General features: G+C 36.2%; 14 protein-coding genes. 13 read left to right on the top strand and 1 reads right to left on the bottom strand.

What is annotated here, in order from left to right; all coding sequences use genetic code 11:
* Window positions 1-22: 22 nt before the first annotated feature.
* Complete coding sequence (locus AC6CHK_RS01350) at window positions 23-784, bottom strand: alpha/beta fold hydrolase (RefSeq protein WP_498092827.1); 762 nt, start codon at window positions 782-784, stop codon at window positions 23-25.
* 272 nt (window positions 785-1,056) lie between these two features.
* Between AC6CHK_RS01350 and mraZ the strand changes: the two genes are divergently transcribed.
* From mraZ to ftsZ, 13 genes are all read left to right on the top strand, one after another.
* Entirely contained in the window at window positions 1,057-1,515 is a 459-nt protein-coding gene (mraZ, locus tag AC6CHK_RS01345; RefSeq protein WP_498092825.1) for a division/cell wall cluster transcriptional repressor MraZ, read from the top strand.
* 23 nt (window positions 1,516-1,538) lie between these two features.
* Window positions 1,539-2,432, top strand: a complete 894-nt coding sequence (gene rsmH / locus AC6CHK_RS01340) for a 16S rRNA (cytosine(1402)-N(4))-methyltransferase RsmH (protein ID WP_498092824.1) — start codon at window positions 1,539-1,541, stop codon at window positions 2,430-2,432.
* 119 nt (window positions 2,433-2,551) lie between these two features.
* Window positions 2,552-2,917 (top strand): FtsL-like putative cell division protein, encoded by a 366-nt coding sequence (locus AC6CHK_RS01335; protein ID WP_498092822.1) that lies wholly within the window; start codon window positions 2,552-2,554, stop codon window positions 2,915-2,917.
* Window positions 2,901-4,892 carry a penicillin-binding transpeptidase domain-containing protein gene (locus AC6CHK_RS01330; RefSeq protein WP_498092820.1) on the top strand — a complete coding sequence of 664 codons (1,992 nt, stop codon included), beginning with the start codon at window positions 2,901-2,903 and terminating at the stop codon, window positions 4,890-4,892. The genes AC6CHK_RS01335 and AC6CHK_RS01330 overlap by 17 nt, the downstream gene beginning before the upstream one ends.
* 19 nt (window positions 4,893-4,911) lie before the next feature.
* Window positions 4,912-6,372, top strand: coding sequence for a UDP-N-acetylmuramoyl-L-alanyl-D-glutamate--2,6-diaminopimelate ligase (locus AC6CHK_RS01325; RefSeq protein WP_498092819.1), 1,461 nt, complete (start codon window positions 4,912-4,914; stop codon window positions 6,370-6,372).
* An 18-nt stretch (window positions 6,373-6,390) separates the two neighbouring features.
* On the top strand, window positions 6,391-7,632 hold the full coding sequence (mraY, locus tag AC6CHK_RS01320; RefSeq protein ID WP_498092817.1) for a phospho-N-acetylmuramoyl-pentapeptide-transferase: 1,242 nt from the start codon (window positions 6,391-6,393) through the stop codon (window positions 7,630-7,632).
* Between the two features lie 64 nt (window positions 7,633-7,696).
* The gene (murD, locus tag AC6CHK_RS01315; RefSeq protein ID WP_498092816.1) at window positions 7,697-9,025 is read left to right on the top strand and encodes a UDP-N-acetylmuramoyl-L-alanine--D-glutamate ligase; all 1,329 of its coding nucleotides are present in this window, start codon (window positions 7,697-7,699) and stop codon (window positions 9,023-9,025) included.
* A gap of 51 nt (window positions 9,026-9,076) precedes the next feature.
* Complete coding sequence (locus AC6CHK_RS01310) at window positions 9,077-10,315, top strand: FtsW/RodA/SpoVE family cell cycle protein (RefSeq protein ID WP_498092814.1); 1,239 nt, start codon at window positions 9,077-9,079, stop codon at window positions 10,313-10,315.
* Between the two features lie 56 nt (window positions 10,316-10,371).
* A complete protein-coding gene (murG, locus tag AC6CHK_RS01305; protein WP_498092813.1) occupies window positions 10,372-11,475 on the top strand; it encodes an undecaprenyldiphospho-muramoylpentapeptide beta-N-acetylglucosaminyltransferase in 1,104 nt (367 codons plus the stop codon).
* A gap of 74 nt (window positions 11,476-11,549) precedes the next feature.
* Window positions 11,550-12,923 carry a UDP-N-acetylmuramate--L-alanine ligase gene (murC, locus tag AC6CHK_RS01300; protein WP_498092811.1) on the top strand — a complete coding sequence of 458 codons (1,374 nt, stop codon included), beginning with the start codon at window positions 11,550-11,552 and terminating at the stop codon, window positions 12,921-12,923.
* Window positions 12,920-13,882 (top strand): cell division protein FtsQ/DivIB, encoded by a 963-nt coding sequence (locus tag AC6CHK_RS01295; protein WP_498092810.1) that lies wholly within the window; start codon window positions 12,920-12,922, stop codon window positions 13,880-13,882. The genes murC and AC6CHK_RS01295 overlap by 4 nt, the downstream gene beginning before the upstream one ends.
* A gap of 86 nt (window positions 13,883-13,968) precedes the next feature.
* Window positions 13,969-15,357, top strand: a complete 1,389-nt coding sequence (gene ftsA, locus AC6CHK_RS01290) for a cell division protein FtsA (protein WP_498092809.1) — start codon at window positions 13,969-13,971, stop codon at window positions 15,355-15,357.
* A gap of 86 nt (window positions 15,358-15,443) precedes the next feature.
* A complete protein-coding gene (ftsZ, locus tag AC6CHK_RS01285; protein ID WP_498092808.1) occupies window positions 15,444-17,348 on the top strand; it encodes a cell division protein FtsZ in 1,905 nt (634 codons plus the stop codon).
* Window positions 17,349-17,433 lie beyond the last annotated feature (85 nt).

The raw sequence follows: 17,433 nt of genomic DNA, 5'->3' as shown, positions 1-17,433 counted from the left end.
TTTCTTAATGGTTTACGTTTATTTATATTTTATCTTTTACCCAGTTGTATAGAATTTCGTTGAATTCATCGGGTTTTTCCATCATTGCTGCATGTCCGCATTTATCAATCCAGAAAAGATCGGAATTTGGAATAAACTTGTGCATGTCTTCGGCAACTTCAGGTGGAGTTACATTATCTTGCTTCCCCCAAATCAGACACGTTGGTCTTGAAATTTTCGGAAGGTCGTTCAGCATATTGTGTTTGATGGCGCTTCTTGCCAGCATTACTGTTTTTATACCTTTCATCCTGTCATTCACTACATTGAAAACCTCGTCTACAAGATCTTCTGTAGCCACCGCTGGGTCATAAAAAACTTCTTCTGCTTTCTTTCTTATATATGATCGGTCGTTTTTTCTCGGAAAGCTGTCGCCAAATGCTCTTTCGTACAAACCCGAACTTCCCGTTAAAACTAGATTTTTCACTAAATCAGGTCTTGCTAATGTCAAAATAAGTCCGACATGGCCACCCATAGAATTTCCTACAATAGTTACGGGCTGAGAAATTTCGCTCTCAATAAATTTGATAACATATTTGGCAATCGTGGTAAGATTGGTATTGAGTACCGGCAAATCATAAATAGGCAATTGAGGCACATAAACCTTAAAGCCTTTTCCTGAAAAAAAATTCACCATCTTGTCAAAATTACTCAATCCGCCCATCAAACCATGCAAAAGCACCAGCGGGTGCCCTTCTCCAGCTTCAATGAAGGTATATTTCTTTTCTTTTTTTGTACTAAATATCATAAAGTCGCCTTAATAAAGCTTTGCAAAAATACAAATTAAACACCAAAACTATTTTGATATCTCTAATTTAAAATAAAAATAATATAATATTCATTTTAAGGAAATCTTTTTTAAAAATCTTTTTATTATTCGATGAATAGGAGATGCTTAACTGTTTTTATATCAAATGTTTATCCTTTAAATACTCAATTGTGTTCAAAACTTATTAACATTAAGTCAAAAAGTGGGAAAAAGTGGGAGGTTTTGGAATTTTTTGTATAATTTTGTCCCAAATGAGAAATTTCATTGGAACATATGAGTGCAAAATAGACGACAAAGGTCGCCTTAAGGTGCCGTCTTCGCTTATCAAGCAGATGGAGAACTTTGAGGAGAATACTTTTGTGGTAAAACGCTCCGTGTTTCAACCGTGTCTGGAAGTTTATCCTATGAAAGCCTGGGATAAGTTGATGGAAAAGATAAATAAACTGAACAGATTCATTAAAAAGAATGCCGATTTCATCAGAATGTTTACAGCCGGAGTAAAAACAGTAGAATTGGATAATGCCGGAAGACTCCAGATTTCAAAAGACCTTACGCTTTTTGCAGATCTTCAGAAAGATATTGTGATTACAAGCGCAGGAGAATTGTTTGAAATCTGGGATAAAGAAGCATATGAGAAAGTGATTTCTACCAACGAAGCCGACTTTGCAAGTCTTGCGGAAGAGGTCATGGGAACTTTTGATGAAGAATAACTTACACTAAACACAAATTAAGCATGTATCATAACCCCGTTTTGTTAAGACAAAGTGTAGATGATTTGGTGACGGATCCAGACGGAACATATGTGGACTGCACATTTGGAGGTGGAGGTCATTCGCGAGAAATATTGGAAAGGCTTTCTGAAAAAGGAAAGTTGTATGCCTTTGATCAGGATCTCGACGCGCTTAAAAATACAATTGATGATCCGAAATTCACTTTAATCAATCAAAACTTCAGGTTTTTAGAAAATTCTCTTCTAATGTATGGCGTTTCTCAGGTTGATGGTGTTTTGGCCGATCTTGGCGTTTCATCGCATCAGTTTGATGAGGCTGAAAGAGGCTTTTCCACCAGAAGCAATGCGCCTTTGGATATGAGGATGAATGTAATGCAAAGCCTCGATGCTAAAAAGGTAATTAATGAATATGATGAAGAGGCTTTGGCAGACATCTTTTATTATTATGGCGAATTGAGAGAAGCAAGAAAACTGGCAAGAGATATCGTTCATCACAGAAAAAATAAAAGCATCAATACGACGGAAGACTTGAAAAAACTGTTCAGCTATCTTCCGCCGCATAAAGTAAATAAATTTTATGCCCAGCTTTTTCAGGCGATAAGAATTGAGGTCAATCAGGAGCTGGACGTTTTAAAGGAAATGCTGGTTCAGGCTCATAATGTCTTAAAACCTGGAGGAAGATTGGTTGTCATTTCTTATCATTCTCTGGAAGACCGCTTGGTAAAAAGATTCCTGAAAAACGGAATGTTTGAAGGTGAGCCAGCAAGAGATATTTTCGGAAATTATAAAAAAACATTTGAGCTTATAAAAAGTAAAGCAATCATTCCCGATGATAAGGAAATTGAAGAAAATTCAAGGGCCCGAAGTGCTAAAATGAGAACGGGAATTAAATTATAAAGGTGAATAAGTGAATTGTGAATAGTCAATTTGGTGTTCGACATATTTAAATTAATCATTGACAAACGAAGTGAATTCGCAAGCGTAGCAAATTGACAAATAAAAAATAAGACAAGCCATTGGCAAAAAGACAAACATATCGTCCTCAGAAAAAGCTCACTTTTATAGATATTATAAAAGGAAACTTCCTGAATCGTGATGAGATAAAAACGCATTACAAGTTTTTTTTGCTGTTGTTTATTTTGATGATGGTGATGATTTATTCCAACCATTTGGTCAACCAAAAAATTGAAATTGTAAACGCTTTAAAAGAAGAAACAGAAGAATATAAATCACGAAACGCCTACGCTCAAAGTAAGCTGATAAAAGTAAAAATGGAGTCTGAACTGGGAAAAGAAGTTGCCGCAGATTCTTTAATGACATTAGAAAGCCATCCTCACAAACTCTTAATAAAACTGGATAGTACAGATGCAAAAGCAAAATGAATACGATAACAAACGTAAAAAAACGTTAAGATGGGGCTACCTCTTTGCAGTGGTGGCTTTGTGCGTGTTTGTGCTTTTCATCGGGAGAATTATTGTTCTTCAGAATACGAATGTTCAGGAGATAAAGGATGATTACATTAATAATAATTACCGTACGGCGACTTTAAAAGCAGCGCGTGGAAATCTATACGCTTCAGACGGATCAATTTTGGCAACCACGGTGATGCGATATGATATCTTTCTTGATTTTAAAACAATGAAAGATACGGTATACACCAATAATATCGGTGCGCTTACAGATTCTTTAAGCAAAATGTTTGGAAAACCGAGAGCTGAATTCAGAAAAAGATTTGATGAGCAAAGAAAAAAGGAAAACCAATATTATTCTTTGGTAAGAGGGCTGGATTTTGATGAATATGACAGAATAAGAAAGTTTCCGATTTTTAAGAAAGGCAAAAATAAAGGAGGTTTTATTGTAGACAGAAATTACAAAAGAGAACTTGCGACTTCGGAAATTGGTTCCGGAACAATCGGGATAGACAAAAACGGACTTAAATCCGGTCTGGAAGGTGCTTTTTCAAAATATTTGACAGGAACCGACGGAAAAAGATTGGAGCAGAGAATCAATTCTTCACAATGGAAACCGATTGATTATTGGAAAGTAAAAGAGCCCATTGACGGGCAGGATGTTTATACGACTTTAGATCTTAGAATTCAGGATATTGCGCATTCCGCTTTAGAAAAACAGCTTATCCATTTTGAAGCAAAACACGGAACTGTTATCGTAATGGAAGTTGAAACGGGGAAGGTCCGCGCTTTGGTAAACTTAAGACAAACTGAGCCCGGAGTTTATGAAGATGCTTATAATTATGCGATAAAAGATAATATCGAGCCGGGATCTACTTTTAAAACAATCTCTTTATTGGCGGCAATGGACGATGGTTTCATTGATGAAAACACAACCGTAAATGTAGGAAATGGAGTTTGGGTTTATGCAAAACAAAGAATTTCCGACGATCACGGCGGCGGAGCTTACGAAATCAGCGATGTTTTGGCAAAATCAAGTAATGTTGGAACAGCAAAATTGATTACAAAATATTATGCAGATAAGCCTCAAATTTTTCTTGATCATTTAAGAAGGTGGAAATTATTTGATAAAATGGAGATCGAGCTTCCGGGAATTACAAAGCCAAAAATTGTAACACCGGACAACAAAAGATGGAACGCAGCAACTTTAGCTTCAATCTCTTACGGATATTCAACAAATATAAATCTGCTGCAGCTTACAACTTTTTACAACGGAGTTGCCAACAAAGGAAGAATGGTAAAACCACTTTTCATTGATAAAATAATGAAAGACGGAAAGACTATTTTCGAAGCTAAAGAAGAAGTGATCGTTAAAAAAATGGCTTCAGAAAAAGCTATTCAGATGATGACAAGCGCTTTGACAAAGGCTGTAGAAAAAGGAACAGCACGAAGTATTTTCACACCAAATTTAAAAATGGCAGGAAAAACAGGAACTGCAAGGTTTGAATATTGGCTGCCCGGTCCGAGAAAATATCGCGCTTCATTTGCAGGATTTTACCCGACCGATAAACCGAAATATACATGCTATGTAATGATTAGCGAGCCAAATACATCAATAGGATTTTATGGTTCAACGGTTGCAGCGCCCGTTTTTAAAGAAATTGCAGGAAAAACATTCTTAAAAACGCCACAAAATATTGAAAAAGAAATGCTTGTCGACAAAAAGGTAAACCTTAATAAAATGGTTGAGCCCAATGTGAAAATAGCAGTTAAAAATAAGCAAATGCCAAGCGTAGTTGGATTGATCGGTAAAAATATCATTCCGCAATTGGAAAATTTGGGTTATCGTGTTGATTATAAAGGGGTTGGAAGAATAAGAGAACAGTTCCCGCTTGAAGGCACAACGATTAGCAAGAACCAGAGAATTTATTTGTCTCTGCAAAATTAAAATATAAAGCATCAAAGAAATGCAATTAATTGAATTATTAAACAGAATTCCAGTTTTAGAAATTCACGGTGACGAAACCCGTGAAGTCTCCGAATTGGTTTTCGACAGCAGAAAGGTTACCGAAAAATCTCTTTACATCGCATTGAGAGGAACGGTTGTAGACGGACATTCATTTATTGTATATTCTGTTGAAAAGGGCGCAGCAACAATTGTTTGCGAAGAATTTCCTGAAAATTTAGATGAAAATATTACTTATGTCAAGGTAAAAAATTCGTCCAAGGCTTTAGGTCAATTAGCATCAAATTTCTACGGAAATCCTTCTGAAAAACTAAAGTTGATCGGAGTTACAGGAACCAACGGAAAAACGTCTGTTTCGACGCTGCTTTTTGATGTTTTCAAAAATTTAGGCTACGATTCTGCATTACTTTCTACGGTTGAGATCAGAATTGGAGACGAAATAATTCCGGCAACACATACAACGCCGGATGTAATCACCATTAATAAAACTTTAGCAAAAGCTGTTGAAAAAGGGTGCGAATTTGCCTTTATGGAAGTAAGTTCTCACGGGATTTCTCAAAACAGAATTGAGGGTCTGACTTTCAAAATTGCAGGATTTACCAATCTTACGCACGATCATTTAGATTATCATAAAACTTTTGATGAATATTTAAAAACGAAAAAAAGATTTTTTGATGAACTTCAGGATACAGCCGTTGCTATCACCAATTTTGATGATAAAAACGGAAATGTCATGCTTCAAAATACAAAGGCTACAAAAAAGTCTTACGCTTTGAAAACGATGGCAGATTTCCATGGCAGATTGTTGGAAGCCGATTTCAACGGAATGTTGCTCAACTTTAACGGAAAAGAATTCTGGACAACATTGACGGGAAAATTCAATGTTTACAATTTACTTTTAGTCTTTGGAATTGCTTCTGAGTTAGGCTTCGAGCAGGATGAAATTCTCCAGGCAATCAGCAAATTAAAAAGAGTTTCCGGAAGATTCGAAACTTTCAAATCAGACGGAGGAATTTTCTTCATTGTGGATTATGCACACACTCCGGACGCGCTGGAAAATGTTTTGGACAGCATCAACGACATAAGAACTAAAAACGAAAGACTGATCACCGTTTTTGGTTGTGGCGGCGACAGAGATCACGCCAAAAGACCTGAAATGGGGAATATAGCCAGCAAAAAATCGACATTGGCGATCATCACTTCAGACAACCCAAGAACGGAAGATCCTACACAGATTATAAAAGAAATTGAAGCAGGCGTTGAACCTCAAAACTTCAGCAAATACACTTCAATTCCGGACAGAAGAGAAGCCATAAAAATGGCGATAAAGTTTGCAGAACCTAAAGATATTGTTTTGGTAGCCGGAAAAGGCCACGAAAATTATCAGGAGATAAATGGTGTGAAACATCATTTTGACGACAAAGAAGTAATTAATGAGCTTTGGAAGTTAATGAGTAAGTAAATTTTAAATTAAAGAAACATGCTATACTACTTATACGAATACTTAACCAGTCAAGGAATTCATATCCCGGGACTTGGAATGTTAAAATACATTTCTTTCCGGGCGGGAATATCAGTGCTTTTTTCTTTGACAATTGCTCTTATTTACGGGAAAAGAATCATTAATTATTTGAGGGCAAAACAGATGGGAGAGTTGGTGCGTGACCTTGGTTTAGACGGACAAAAGCAAAAAGAAGGAACTCCTACAATGGGCGGACTTATCATTATTTTGGCAACGCTTATACCGGTTTTGTTATTTACGAGAATTACGAATATTTATATTGTCCTTTTAATTGTTTCGGTCATTTGGATGGGTGCGATTGGTTTTGTGGATGATTATTTAAAAAAGGTTAAGAAAAATAAAGATGGTCTTAGTGGAAAATTCAAAATTGTAGGACAAGTCGGTTTGGGGTTAATCGTCGGAGTTACAATGTATTTCCACCCGGATATTACAGTTAAAAGAAAATATGCTGATGCAAAAGTGGTGAACAGAAACAATGTAGAGCAGAATTTTATGCCTACAGAAAACATCACAGTTTCTACCGTTCCTTTTGCTAAAAATAATGAATTCGATTACAGTGGAATTTTATTTTGGATGAATGACAAAGATGCACATGAATGGGCTTGGATTGTTTTCATTCCGATCGTAATTTTCATTGTAACAGCCGTTTCAAACGGAGCCAATATTACTGACGGAATCGACGGTCTTGCAGCAGGCACAAGTACAGTCATATTGCTTGCTTTGGCATTTTTCACGTACGTTTCAGGGAACATCATTTTTGCAGATTATCTCAACATTATGTTTCTTCCCAACATGGGGGAAACCACCATTTTTGTCGTCGCAATGGTGGGTGCCGTGATTGGTTTTTTTTGGTACAATACTTATCCGGCGCAGGTTTTCATGGGCGATACCGGAAGTCTGATGTTGGGCGGAGTAATTGCAGTTTTAGCGATTATTTTAAGAAAAGAATTGATGATTCCTGTTTTATGCGGAATCTTTTTGATCGAAAACATATCTGTAATGCTTCAGGTTGTTGTTTTCAAATACAGAAAAAGAAAATATGGGCTGGAATATGCCCAAAACAATAGATTGTTTAAGATGTCACCTTTGCATCATCATTATCAAAAAGAGGGTTTTCACGAAAGTAAAATCGTCAACAGAATGATAATCATCGGTGTAATGCTGGCAATTGTATGTCTTATCACATTGAAAATGAGATAGAAAAATAATTTAAAAATTGAAAGATTAATCTTAAATCTTTTCAATCATTAAATAAAAAACTAATATGAAAATAGTTGTTTTAGGAGGTGGAGAAAGCGGATGCGGAGCTGCTTATTTGGCTAAAAAGAAAGGTTTGGAAGTATTTCTTTCAGATAAAGGAGCCATTAAAGATAACTATAAGCAGTTTTTGACCGAAAATGAAATTGATTTTGAAGAAGGAAAACATGACGTAGAAAAGATTTTAAATGCTGACTGGATTGTAAAAAGCCCCGGAATTCCGAAAAAAGCAGAAATTATCAGCAAAATTCATTCGAAAGGAATCAGGCTTTCTTCCGAAATAGAATTTGCTTCAGAATTTACGGACGCCAAAATCATTGCGATCACAGGAAGCAACGGAAAAACAACGACAACTTCCCTGATTTATTATATCCTGAAAAATGACGGATTGAATGTAGGTTTGGGGGGAAACATAGGATACAGCTTTGCAAAACAAGTTGCCGACGAAAACCATGAATATTATGTTTTGGAAGTAAGTTCTTTCCAATTGGATGATATCCAGAACTTTAGACCCTATATTTCTTTATTATTGAATTTGTCTCAAGACCATTTGGATCAATACAATTACAACTATGAAGAATATGCAATGGCAAAATTCAGAATAGCTGAAAATCAGGAAAATGATAATTTTTTCATCTACAATAAAGATGATGAAATGAGCAAAAATATTCTTGAAAAATTAGAAATAAAAGCGAAAATGGTTCCTTTTTCGACAAAAGAAAGCTTATCGGAAGGAGGTTTTGTTGACAGTGATAAGCTTGTTGTAAAACTAAAAGATAAATTTTCTATGAAACTTGAAGAATTGTCATTATTAGGAAATCATAACGTTGCCAACAGCTTAGCGGCTTCAATTGCCGGTAAAATATTGGAAATCAACAATGAAAGTATTAGGAATTCATTAATGACTTTTCAGGCGGTTGAACACAGACTGGAGTTTGTAACTGAAATTGATGGCGTAAAATACATCAACGACAGCAAAGCCACGAATGTAAACGCGACTTATTACGCTTTAGAAAGCATGAAAAGACCAACCGTTTGGATTGTTGGCGGACAGGATAAAGGAAACGATTACTCAGAAATCGAGAATCTTGTCAAAAGAAAAGTAAAAGCAATAGTTTGTTTAGGGATTGACAATCAGAAGATTATAGACTTCTTTAAAGATAAGAAAGAATATATATATGACACTTCAAGTATGAGTGAAGCCGTAAAAATTTCAAAATCATTGGCTGCAAAAGGAGACACGATTTTATTATCTCCATGTTGCGCAAGTTTTGATTTATTTAAAAGCTATGAAGACAGAGGCCGCCAGTTCAAAGAACAGGTTTTAAAAGATTAGTTATAAAATGTCGGTTGTAAAAGTACATTTTATATGAATACAAATTAAAGTATGAACGAACAAGACACAGAAAGCAGATTCGAATTTCTAAAAGGCGATAAAGTACTTTGGATGGTCATTCTTGTGATCTCCATTTTCTCTATTTTCCCTGTATATTCTGCAAGTTCGAACCTGGAATATATCGTAAATAACGGAACCACAACCGGTCACGTTATCAAACATATGTTTTTTGTGATCTTGGGCTTAGGAATTATGAGGCTGGCAGGAACTGTAAAATATGAATACATCGGCAAGCTCAGCAGTATTTTACTTGCTTTAATGATCGTTTTGCTGATTATCACCATGTTTACAGGACAAACAATCGATGGAGCCAGTGCTTCCAGATGGTTGAAAATTCCGGGAACGCCGATTTCGTTTCAGCCGTCTTCGTTTGCTTTTTTGATGTTAATCATTTATCTGTGCAGATATTTAACCAAAAAAATAACAAGAGAAAGGCTTCCGATTGAAAACATTATGTACATTTTCGGGCCAATTTTATTGGTTTTCGTATTGGTTGCAAAAGATAACGGATCTACCGCATTGATGATTTTAATGGTTTCCGTGATTGTTTTAATTATCGGTCAACTTCACTGGAAATACATTGCAGGATTCATTTCTTCATCAGTTGTCGCGATTGTTTTGTTCTTATTGATTGCTTTAAATACCAATATGATCGGCGGAAACCGTGTTCACACTTGGATGAGTCGTATCGAGACATTTACATCAAGCAAGGCAAAAACTGCCGATGTGGATGATGAAAGCGTAAAGGCAAAAAATTATCAGGTAATGCAGGCAAAAGCAGCCATCGTTCACGGCGGAATTACCGGAATGGGACCTGGAAAAAGTGCTTTAAAACAAATGCTCCCGCAGTCTGCATCCGATTTTATTTTTGCCGTAATTGTTGAAGAATATGGAGTGATCGGAGCGGTCTTTCTGATCAGTATGTATTTGATTATGATGATTCGTATCGTAATGATTGCCAGCAAGATGCCCGCCTTTTTCGGGTCGTTGCTCGTTCTCAGTCTCGGGGTGATGATTTTTATACAGCTTTCGGTGAATATTGCAGTTGCTGTAAACTTAATTCCTGTTACGGGACAGCCTTTACCGTTGATAAGTTACGGCGGAACATCGATGTTGGTCACCTATCTACAATTAGGAATTATTTTAAATATAAGTTCAAGAATTCAAATCTATGATGAAGAAGGAATGGGCAAAAGACAAAGTGTAGCAGAAATAAATGATATAGCATAATGTCATTGCGAGGAGCGTAAGCGACGAAGCAATCTCATAATTAAAAGTCAATTTAGATGAACAAAAAATTAAAAATATTATTATCAGGCGGCGGCACAGGAGGTCACATCTTCCCGGCTATCGCTATTGCAGATGAGATCAAAAAAAGATTTCCTGATGCAGAATTTTTGTTCATTGGCGCCAACGGAAAAATGGAAATGGAAAAAGTTCCGCAAGCAGGCTATAAAATTGAAGGAATTGATATCGCCGGAATCAACAGAGGAAATTTGCTTTCCAATTTAGGTTTGCCTTTTAAAATCCTGAAAAGCTTATCTAAATCAAAAAGAATTATTAAAGAATTCGCTCCGGATTTTGCGATTGGAACAGGCGGTTTCGCAAGCGGGCCGGCGTTATATGAAGCAAGTAAGCTGGGAATTCCGATTTTCATTCAGGAGCAGAATGCACATGCCGGAGTGACTAATAAAATTTTAAGTAAAAAAGCAAAAGCAGTTTTTACGGCATATCCGAAAGTTGAAGGTTTTCCGGCTGAAAAGATAAAGTTTTTAGGAAATCCTATCCGTTCAACGATTATTTCGGGAATGCTGGAAACTTCGGAAGCAAAAGAAAAGCTTGGACTCAATAAAGAAAAACTTACGATTCTTTCCGTTGGAGGATCTTTAGGTTCGAGAACATTAAATAATGCCTGGAAAGAAAATTTAGAAAAACTAAAAGAAAAAGGATATCAATTAATCTGGCAAACAGGAAAATTAGATTATAAAGAAATTTCTAAAAATGTCATGCTGAGCGAAGTCGAAGCATCTCAAATCCAAATAAAAGAATTCATCAAAGACATGGAAACGGCTTATTCAGCTGCCGATGTCATTGTTTCAAGAGCGGGTGCGATTGCCATCTCAGAGTTGGCTGTTGCGCAGAAGCCGGTTTTGTTGGTTCCGTTTCCGTTTGCAGCAGAAGATCATCAAACCAAAAATGCGATGAATCTGGTTGAAAAAAACGCAGCCAGAATGGTAAAAGATTCTGAAATGCAGGAAAAATTCTGGAATACATTATCAGAAATCTGCGAAAATGAAAGCGTGAGAAAAGAAATGTCTAAAAATCTGCTATATTTTGCTAAACCCAATGCGGCAAAAGAAATTGTGGATGAGATATTTAATAAACTGTAAAAAGTATAATTGTAAAATGTATTAAAAAAATCATAAATACTTTGTACATAAATACATCAATACAATAAATAAGAATGAACAAATTAGAAACATATCAAAATTTTTACTTCGTCGGAATCGGAGGTATCGGAATGAGCGCTTTAGCGCGTTATTTCCATGCTTCAGGCAAGAAAGTTTTGGGCTACGATAAAACCAATACAAAGCTTACTCAGCAATTGATGAGCGAAGGAATTGATATTGTTTTTGAAGATATCATTAATGACAATATTACAAGTCTTGAAAAAGAAAATACATTAATAATTTACACTCCGGCGATCAAAAAACTCGGAATTTTAGATTATTTTAATGAAAATGGCTTTAAAGTTAAAAAACGTGCAAAAGTATTAGGGTTAATTACCGAAAATACAGATTGCATCGCCGTTGCAGGCACACACGGAAAAACGACAACATCTACTTTAATTTCACATTTGTGTAAAGAAGCAGATTTGTCTTTTTCATGCTTTTTAGGTGGAATTTCTGAAAATTTTAAGTCAAATTTCCTGTATAACGGGACAGAATATTCTGTTGTGGAAGCCGATGAATACGACAGAAGTTTTCTGAATCTTTCTCCGGATTGGGCAGTGATTACTTCCACAGATGCAGATCATTTGGATATTTATGGTGATAAGAATACGATTGAAGAAGGTTTCAGACAATTTGCTGCTTTAGTTCCAAATGACGAGCAATTATTTGTAAGAAAAGGAATTGAAATAGGAAGGCCTCATCTTACGTATGCAGTGAACGAAACGGCTGATTACTACGCAGATAACCTTAGAATGGATTATGATAAAATCTATTTTGATTTTCATACGCCAACAGAAACGAAAAAAGATTTTATCTGGGAAATTCCGGGAATTCATAATGTAGAAAATGCGACGGTTGCATTGGCGATTCTGCACAATTTAGGAGTCGACTTCGAAATTTTGAAAAAAGCAATTGCCAATTTTAAAGGGATTAAAAGAAGATATACAAAGCATATTTATCCGAGCGGGAAAATTTATATTGACGATTACGCACATCATCCAACGGAAATTAATGCTGTTGTAGGTTCAATAAAAACATTTTATCCGGAAAAAAAGCTTTTGGTTGTTTTTCAGCCGCATTTGTTCAGCCGAACGAGAGATTTTGCAGACGGTTTTGCAGAAAGCTTAGATAATTCTGATGAATTGATCCTGCTTGATATTTATCCTGCAAGAGAACTTCAGGAAAATTTTGAAGGAATTACTTCAGATTGGTTATTAGAAAAAATAAAATTAGGTAAAAAAGAAGTTTCAAATTTATCCGAGGCTTTTACCAAAATAAAAGAAAAAGAGTTTGATATTCTTCTTACGGTTGGCGCAGGAAATATTGATACGCTTTATGATCCGATTTGTGATTGGATGAATAAAAATGAGCTTAAAATTAAATGAAAAATAAATACAGAATATTAAAAATTGCTGTCACGGTGATCATTCTTGGTTTCCTGTTGAGTTTTTCTTTGAAAAAATTCAGCGGTCAGGAGATTACGGATAATAAGATTTCTGTAAAAATGAATGAAAAATCTCCGGTATATTTTATTGATGAAAAAGACATTAAAGAGATTGTAAACAAAGAAAATCCTTCCGGAAAAGTAGGAAATCTCAATATCCCGGAATTGGAAAAAAAGATCAATGCGCTTCCGGCTGTTGACAGCGCAAATGTTTATTTGAATCTAAATGGTAAGCTAAATTTGGACATTAAGCAAAGAGTTCCTGTTTTCAGGCTTAATAACGACGGAAGAGATTTTTATGTTGATGAAAAAGGGACTGAGTTCCCAATTTCCAAAACCTATTCGCACCCTTGTATGTTGGTGACAGGAAATGTGAAACCCAATGAATATCAAAAACTTGCGGAGCTTATAGAAAAAATTGATAAGGATGATTTCAGCAAAAAATATTTTATAGGAATTTCGAAAAGAAATGGCGATTACAATCTTTTAACAAGTGAAGGAAATTATAAAGTAGAAATCGGAGATCTGGATAATATTGAGTTTAAAGTAAAAGGCTTTAAAACTTTTGTTGAAAAATATTTGGTGTATCAGGATCCTGAAAAATACAATATGATTTCTGTAAAATATCAGAATCAGATCGTAACAACTCTGAATCCTTACTTTAAAGAAAATGACAGCATTTTAAAATCAGGACATAAAGATTTGGTAAAGGTTCCGACAGCACCAACGGTCAGGAAAAAGGAAACAATTCCAAAGCCTGTCGCAGTAAAGAAAACAAGTTCCTCAACTGTAAAGCCTAAAGTAAGCACCAAACCAAAAACCGTTGTTAAGAAGAAAGCAACACTAGAAAAGAAACCTGTAGCAAAGCCGAAAACAAAAGCAAAGGTTAAAATAGAATAGAAAAAGTCCCGAAGGGACGACTCAACAAAGGATAGGATAAAATCCTATCAAATTAAATAAGTAATTAAATCAAATCGATATACACAATGGAAAATCAAGAATATTCAGTAGGTCTGGACATCGGGACAACCAAAATTGTCGCCATTGTCGGAAGGAGGAATGCACACGGGAAAATAGAAATTCTCGGTGTTGGGAAGGCCAAAAGTCTTGGAGTTCATAAAGGGATCGTGAATAATATTTCACAAACCATCAACTCAATCAAAGCGGCTGTTGCAGAAGCACAGTCAAGCGCAGGAGTTCCGATTCATAAAGTAACGGTTGGTATTGCAGGGAAACACATTCGTTCTTTGCAGCATTCCGATTACATTATGCGCGAAAATCCGGACAGATTCATCACAGATGATGACATCGAAGCATTAAAAGATCAGGTGAAAAAGCTGGTCATGTTACCGGGCGAGGAAATTATCCATGTTCTTCCGCAGGAATATAAGGTTGATTCTGAAGGCGAAATTCAGGAGCCTGTCGGAATGCACGGAAAACGTCTGGAAGCCAATTTCCATGTTGTCGTCGGACAAATGGGAAGCATCAGAAACATCGCAAGATGCGTAAGAGAAGCCGGTTTGGAGATGGAAGCGCTTACTTTAGAGCCTTTAGCATCTTCAGAAGCCGTTCTCACCAAAGAAGAGAAAGAAGCTGGAGTAGCAATTGTAGACATAGGAGGTGGAACTACAGATATTGCTATTTTTAAAGATAATATCATTCGTCATACTTGCGTCATCCCTTACGGAGGCGGAATTATCACAGAAGATATCAAAGAAGGCTGTTCAATTATAGAAAAGCATGCCGAGCAATTAAAGGTTAAGTTCGGTTCTGCAGTTCCTGAGTTGGAAAAAGACAGCACATTTGTTACCATTCCGGGACTTCACGGAAGACCGGATAAAGAGATTTCTCTGAAAACTTTAGCGCAGATTATCAATGCAAGAGTGGAGGAAATTCTGGAAATGGTAAACACAGAATTAAAAGCGTACGGAGCATTCGAACAGAAGAAAAAACTGATTGCAGGAATCGTTTTGACGGGCGGTGGCTCAAATCTGAAGCACCTGCGTCAATTGGCAAATTATACAACAGGTTTCGACAGCAGAATTGGTTTTGCTAATGAATATGTCGCCAATGATAAAAACCAATATCTAAAAGGCCCTGAATTTGCAACGTCTATTGGTTTGCTGATGGAAAGCTTAAAAATAAGAGACAAAAAAACAATGTCCGCAAATGATGATGAAGTACAAATAGAAGCTGAAGCTATGTCTGAACAAACAGATCAGCAGCCTGTTGCAGACGCAGAATCTCTTGTGAACAATCACCATGCAGTTCAGCAGCAGGAAACTCCGGCAGAACAGCAGCAGAGAAAGATGAGACTTACTTTCGGACAGTCTTTGATGGAAAAAGTAAAAAAATTCTTTGAAGAAGTAGAGTAAAATATAAATGATAGATGATAAGAGATAAATGATTTATCAATTGTCATTAATCGATTATCAATTATTAATTATTAAAAATAAAAGGTATGGAAAATATAGGGACACAAGGATTTTCATTTGATTTGCCAAAAGGAAATTCATCGATCATAAAAGTAATTGGTGTTGGCGGTGGCGGAAACAACGCTCTGAAACACATGTACGAAAAAGGAATTCACGGGGTAGATTTCGTGATCTGTAATACGGATGCTCAGACTTTAGATAACAACCCGGTTTCCAACAAAGTTCAGTTGGGAGTTACCATTACCGAAGGTCTTGGTGCGGGAGCTGATCCTGAAGTTGGCGAAAAAGCTGCGATTGAAAGTATCGAAGATATCAAAGCAGCAATGGGACAAAATACCAAAATGGTTTTCATCACAGCCGGAATGGGCGGTGGTACCGGAACGGGTGCGGCTCCTGTTATTGCCAAAGTTGCCAAAGATATGGGGATTTTGACGGTAGGCATCGTTACTGTTCCTTTTAGTTTTGAAGGGAAAAGAAGATTGGAGCAGGCTGAAAGCGGACTTGAAAAATTAAGAAATAATGTTGATTCCTTAATTGTAATCAACAATGATAAATTAAGACAGCAATTCGGAAATCTTGGTTTCAAGCAGGGTTTTTCTAAAGCCGATGAGGTTTTGACAAACGCAGCAAAAGGTATGGCGGAAGTTATTACCGGTTATTTTGATGTAAACATTGACTTTAGAGATGCTAAATCTGTGCTTCAGAATTCCGGAACAGCATTAATGTCTACCGGAATGGCTTCAGGCGAAAATAAAGCCGAAGAAGCAGTTAGAAAAGCATTGGATTCCCCATTATTGAACGACAACAAAATTACAGGCGCGAGAAATGTGTTATTGTTGATCAGAAGTGGTGTGGAAGAAGCAACGATGGACGAAATCGGAATCATCATGGATTATATCCAGAAAGAAGCCGGCCACACAGCGGACATCATTTTCGGTGTTGGTGCAGATGAAGAATTGGGCGATGCGGTAAGCGTTTTGGTAATTGCTACAGGTTTTTCAAATGATAACCAGAAATTTTCCGGGCCTACTGAAAAGATTAGAATTGGTTTAAATGATGCATTGGAGACGCCAAAAGCTTCACCTTTCAAAACAAGAGACGAAAGAGAAGTGGCTCCTGAACAAGGATATGATTTTGGTGGAAAAAGCCTTTTCAGACTGGATGATGAAGATCAGGATTCGTCAAAGTTTAAAATGTCTTCTTCTGAAAAAAAAATGATGATCGAAGATGAAGATGTAAAAACTGAAATTAAATTCTCTGACAGAGAGCAAGATACATTAGACAACCCTGTTCAGAGCTGGAGAAATGATGATGCAGATCAGGAGGAAGCTTACAATCTGTTTTCTTATGATGAAGAGGTTGAAAATGATCCGAACGATTTAGAAATTCAGTCTTTTTCATTTGATTTTGAAAGCAAAAAAGAAGAGCAATCAGACGCGCAAGGAAGTTCATTTTCTGATGAGAAGTCTGTTGAATTCAGTTTTTTTGTAAACGAGCCGATCGAAGAGCCAAAAGCAGATGTTGAGCAACCAAAAAAAGAGTTTGAATTTTTGAATATTGCAAAGAAAGAAGAACCAAAAGCTGAAAATTTTCAAACAGAAGAATCTCCAAAAACTGAAGAAAAAAAGGCCTTTGAAAATAAAACTGAAGCTGAAGTTCCAAAACAGACGGAATCAGAATTTACTTTCGTTAATAAATCTGCTGATCAGGAAAGGGTCTTGGAAAGAAGAAATAAACTGAAAGAATTCAACTCGCGTTACCAGAATTTTGATAATGTAAATGAATTTGAATCTGTTCCCGCTTTCAAAAGAAAAAATATTTCTATTGACGGGTCCAACGCTTCAGATCAAAATATAAATACTTATTTGTCTGATAAAAACGGAAATATGCAGATCAGAGAAAACAGATTTTTGAATAAAGACGTAGACTAAATTAATAATATAACAATGTAGAAATGTACCAATGTAACAATCACTTTTGTCATGCTGAGCTTGTCGAAGCATCTCACATTGGTAA

This window comes from Chryseobacterium sp. GQ58 (assembly GCF_059758895.1).
The sequence above is the reverse complement of the archived record's forward strand: the minus strand, read 5'-3'. Positions and strand labels throughout refer to the sequence as shown.

Excerpts from the sequence above, each read along its gene's own strand:
- murG (WP_498092813.1), top strand. The coding sequence starts at position 10,372 with ATGAACAAAAAATTAAAAATATTATTATCAGGCGGCGGCACAGGAGGT.
- mraY (WP_498092817.1), top strand. The coding sequence starts at position 6,391 with ATGCTATACTACTTATACGAATACTTAACCAGTCAAGGAATTCATATC.
- AC6CHK_RS01350 (WP_498092827.1), bottom strand. The coding sequence starts at position 784 with ATGATATTTAGTACAAAAAAAGAAAAGAAATATACCTTCATTGAAGCT.
- murD (WP_498092816.1), top strand. The coding sequence starts at position 7,697 with ATGAAAATAGTTGTTTTAGGAGGTGGAGAAAGCGGATGCGGAGCTGCT.
- AC6CHK_RS01325 (WP_498092819.1), top strand. The coding sequence starts at position 4,912 with ATGCAATTAATTGAATTATTAAACAGAATTCCAGTTTTAGAAATTCAC.
- ftsZ (WP_498092808.1), top strand. The coding sequence starts at position 15,444 with ATGGAAAATATAGGGACACAAGGATTTTCATTTGATTTGCCAAAAGGA.
- AC6CHK_RS01310 (WP_498092814.1), top strand. The coding sequence starts at position 9,077 with ATGAACGAACAAGACACAGAAAGCAGATTCGAATTTCTAAAAGGCGAT.
- rsmH (WP_498092824.1), top strand. The coding sequence starts at position 1,539 with ATGTATCATAACCCCGTTTTGTTAAGACAAAGTGTAGATGATTTGGTG.
- AC6CHK_RS01330 (WP_498092820.1), top strand. The coding sequence starts at position 2,901 with ATGCAAAAGCAAAATGAATACGATAACAAACGTAAAAAAACGTTAAGA.
- mraZ (WP_498092825.1), top strand. The coding sequence starts at position 1,057 with ATGAGAAATTTCATTGGAACATATGAGTGCAAAATAGACGACAAAGGT.
- AC6CHK_RS01295 (WP_498092810.1), top strand. The coding sequence starts at position 12,920 with ATGAAAAATAAATACAGAATATTAAAAATTGCTGTCACGGTGATCATT.
- ftsA (WP_498092809.1), top strand. The coding sequence starts at position 13,969 with ATGGAAAATCAAGAATATTCAGTAGGTCTGGACATCGGGACAACCAAA.
- murC (WP_498092811.1), top strand. The coding sequence starts at position 11,550 with ATGAACAAATTAGAAACATATCAAAATTTTTACTTCGTCGGAATCGGA.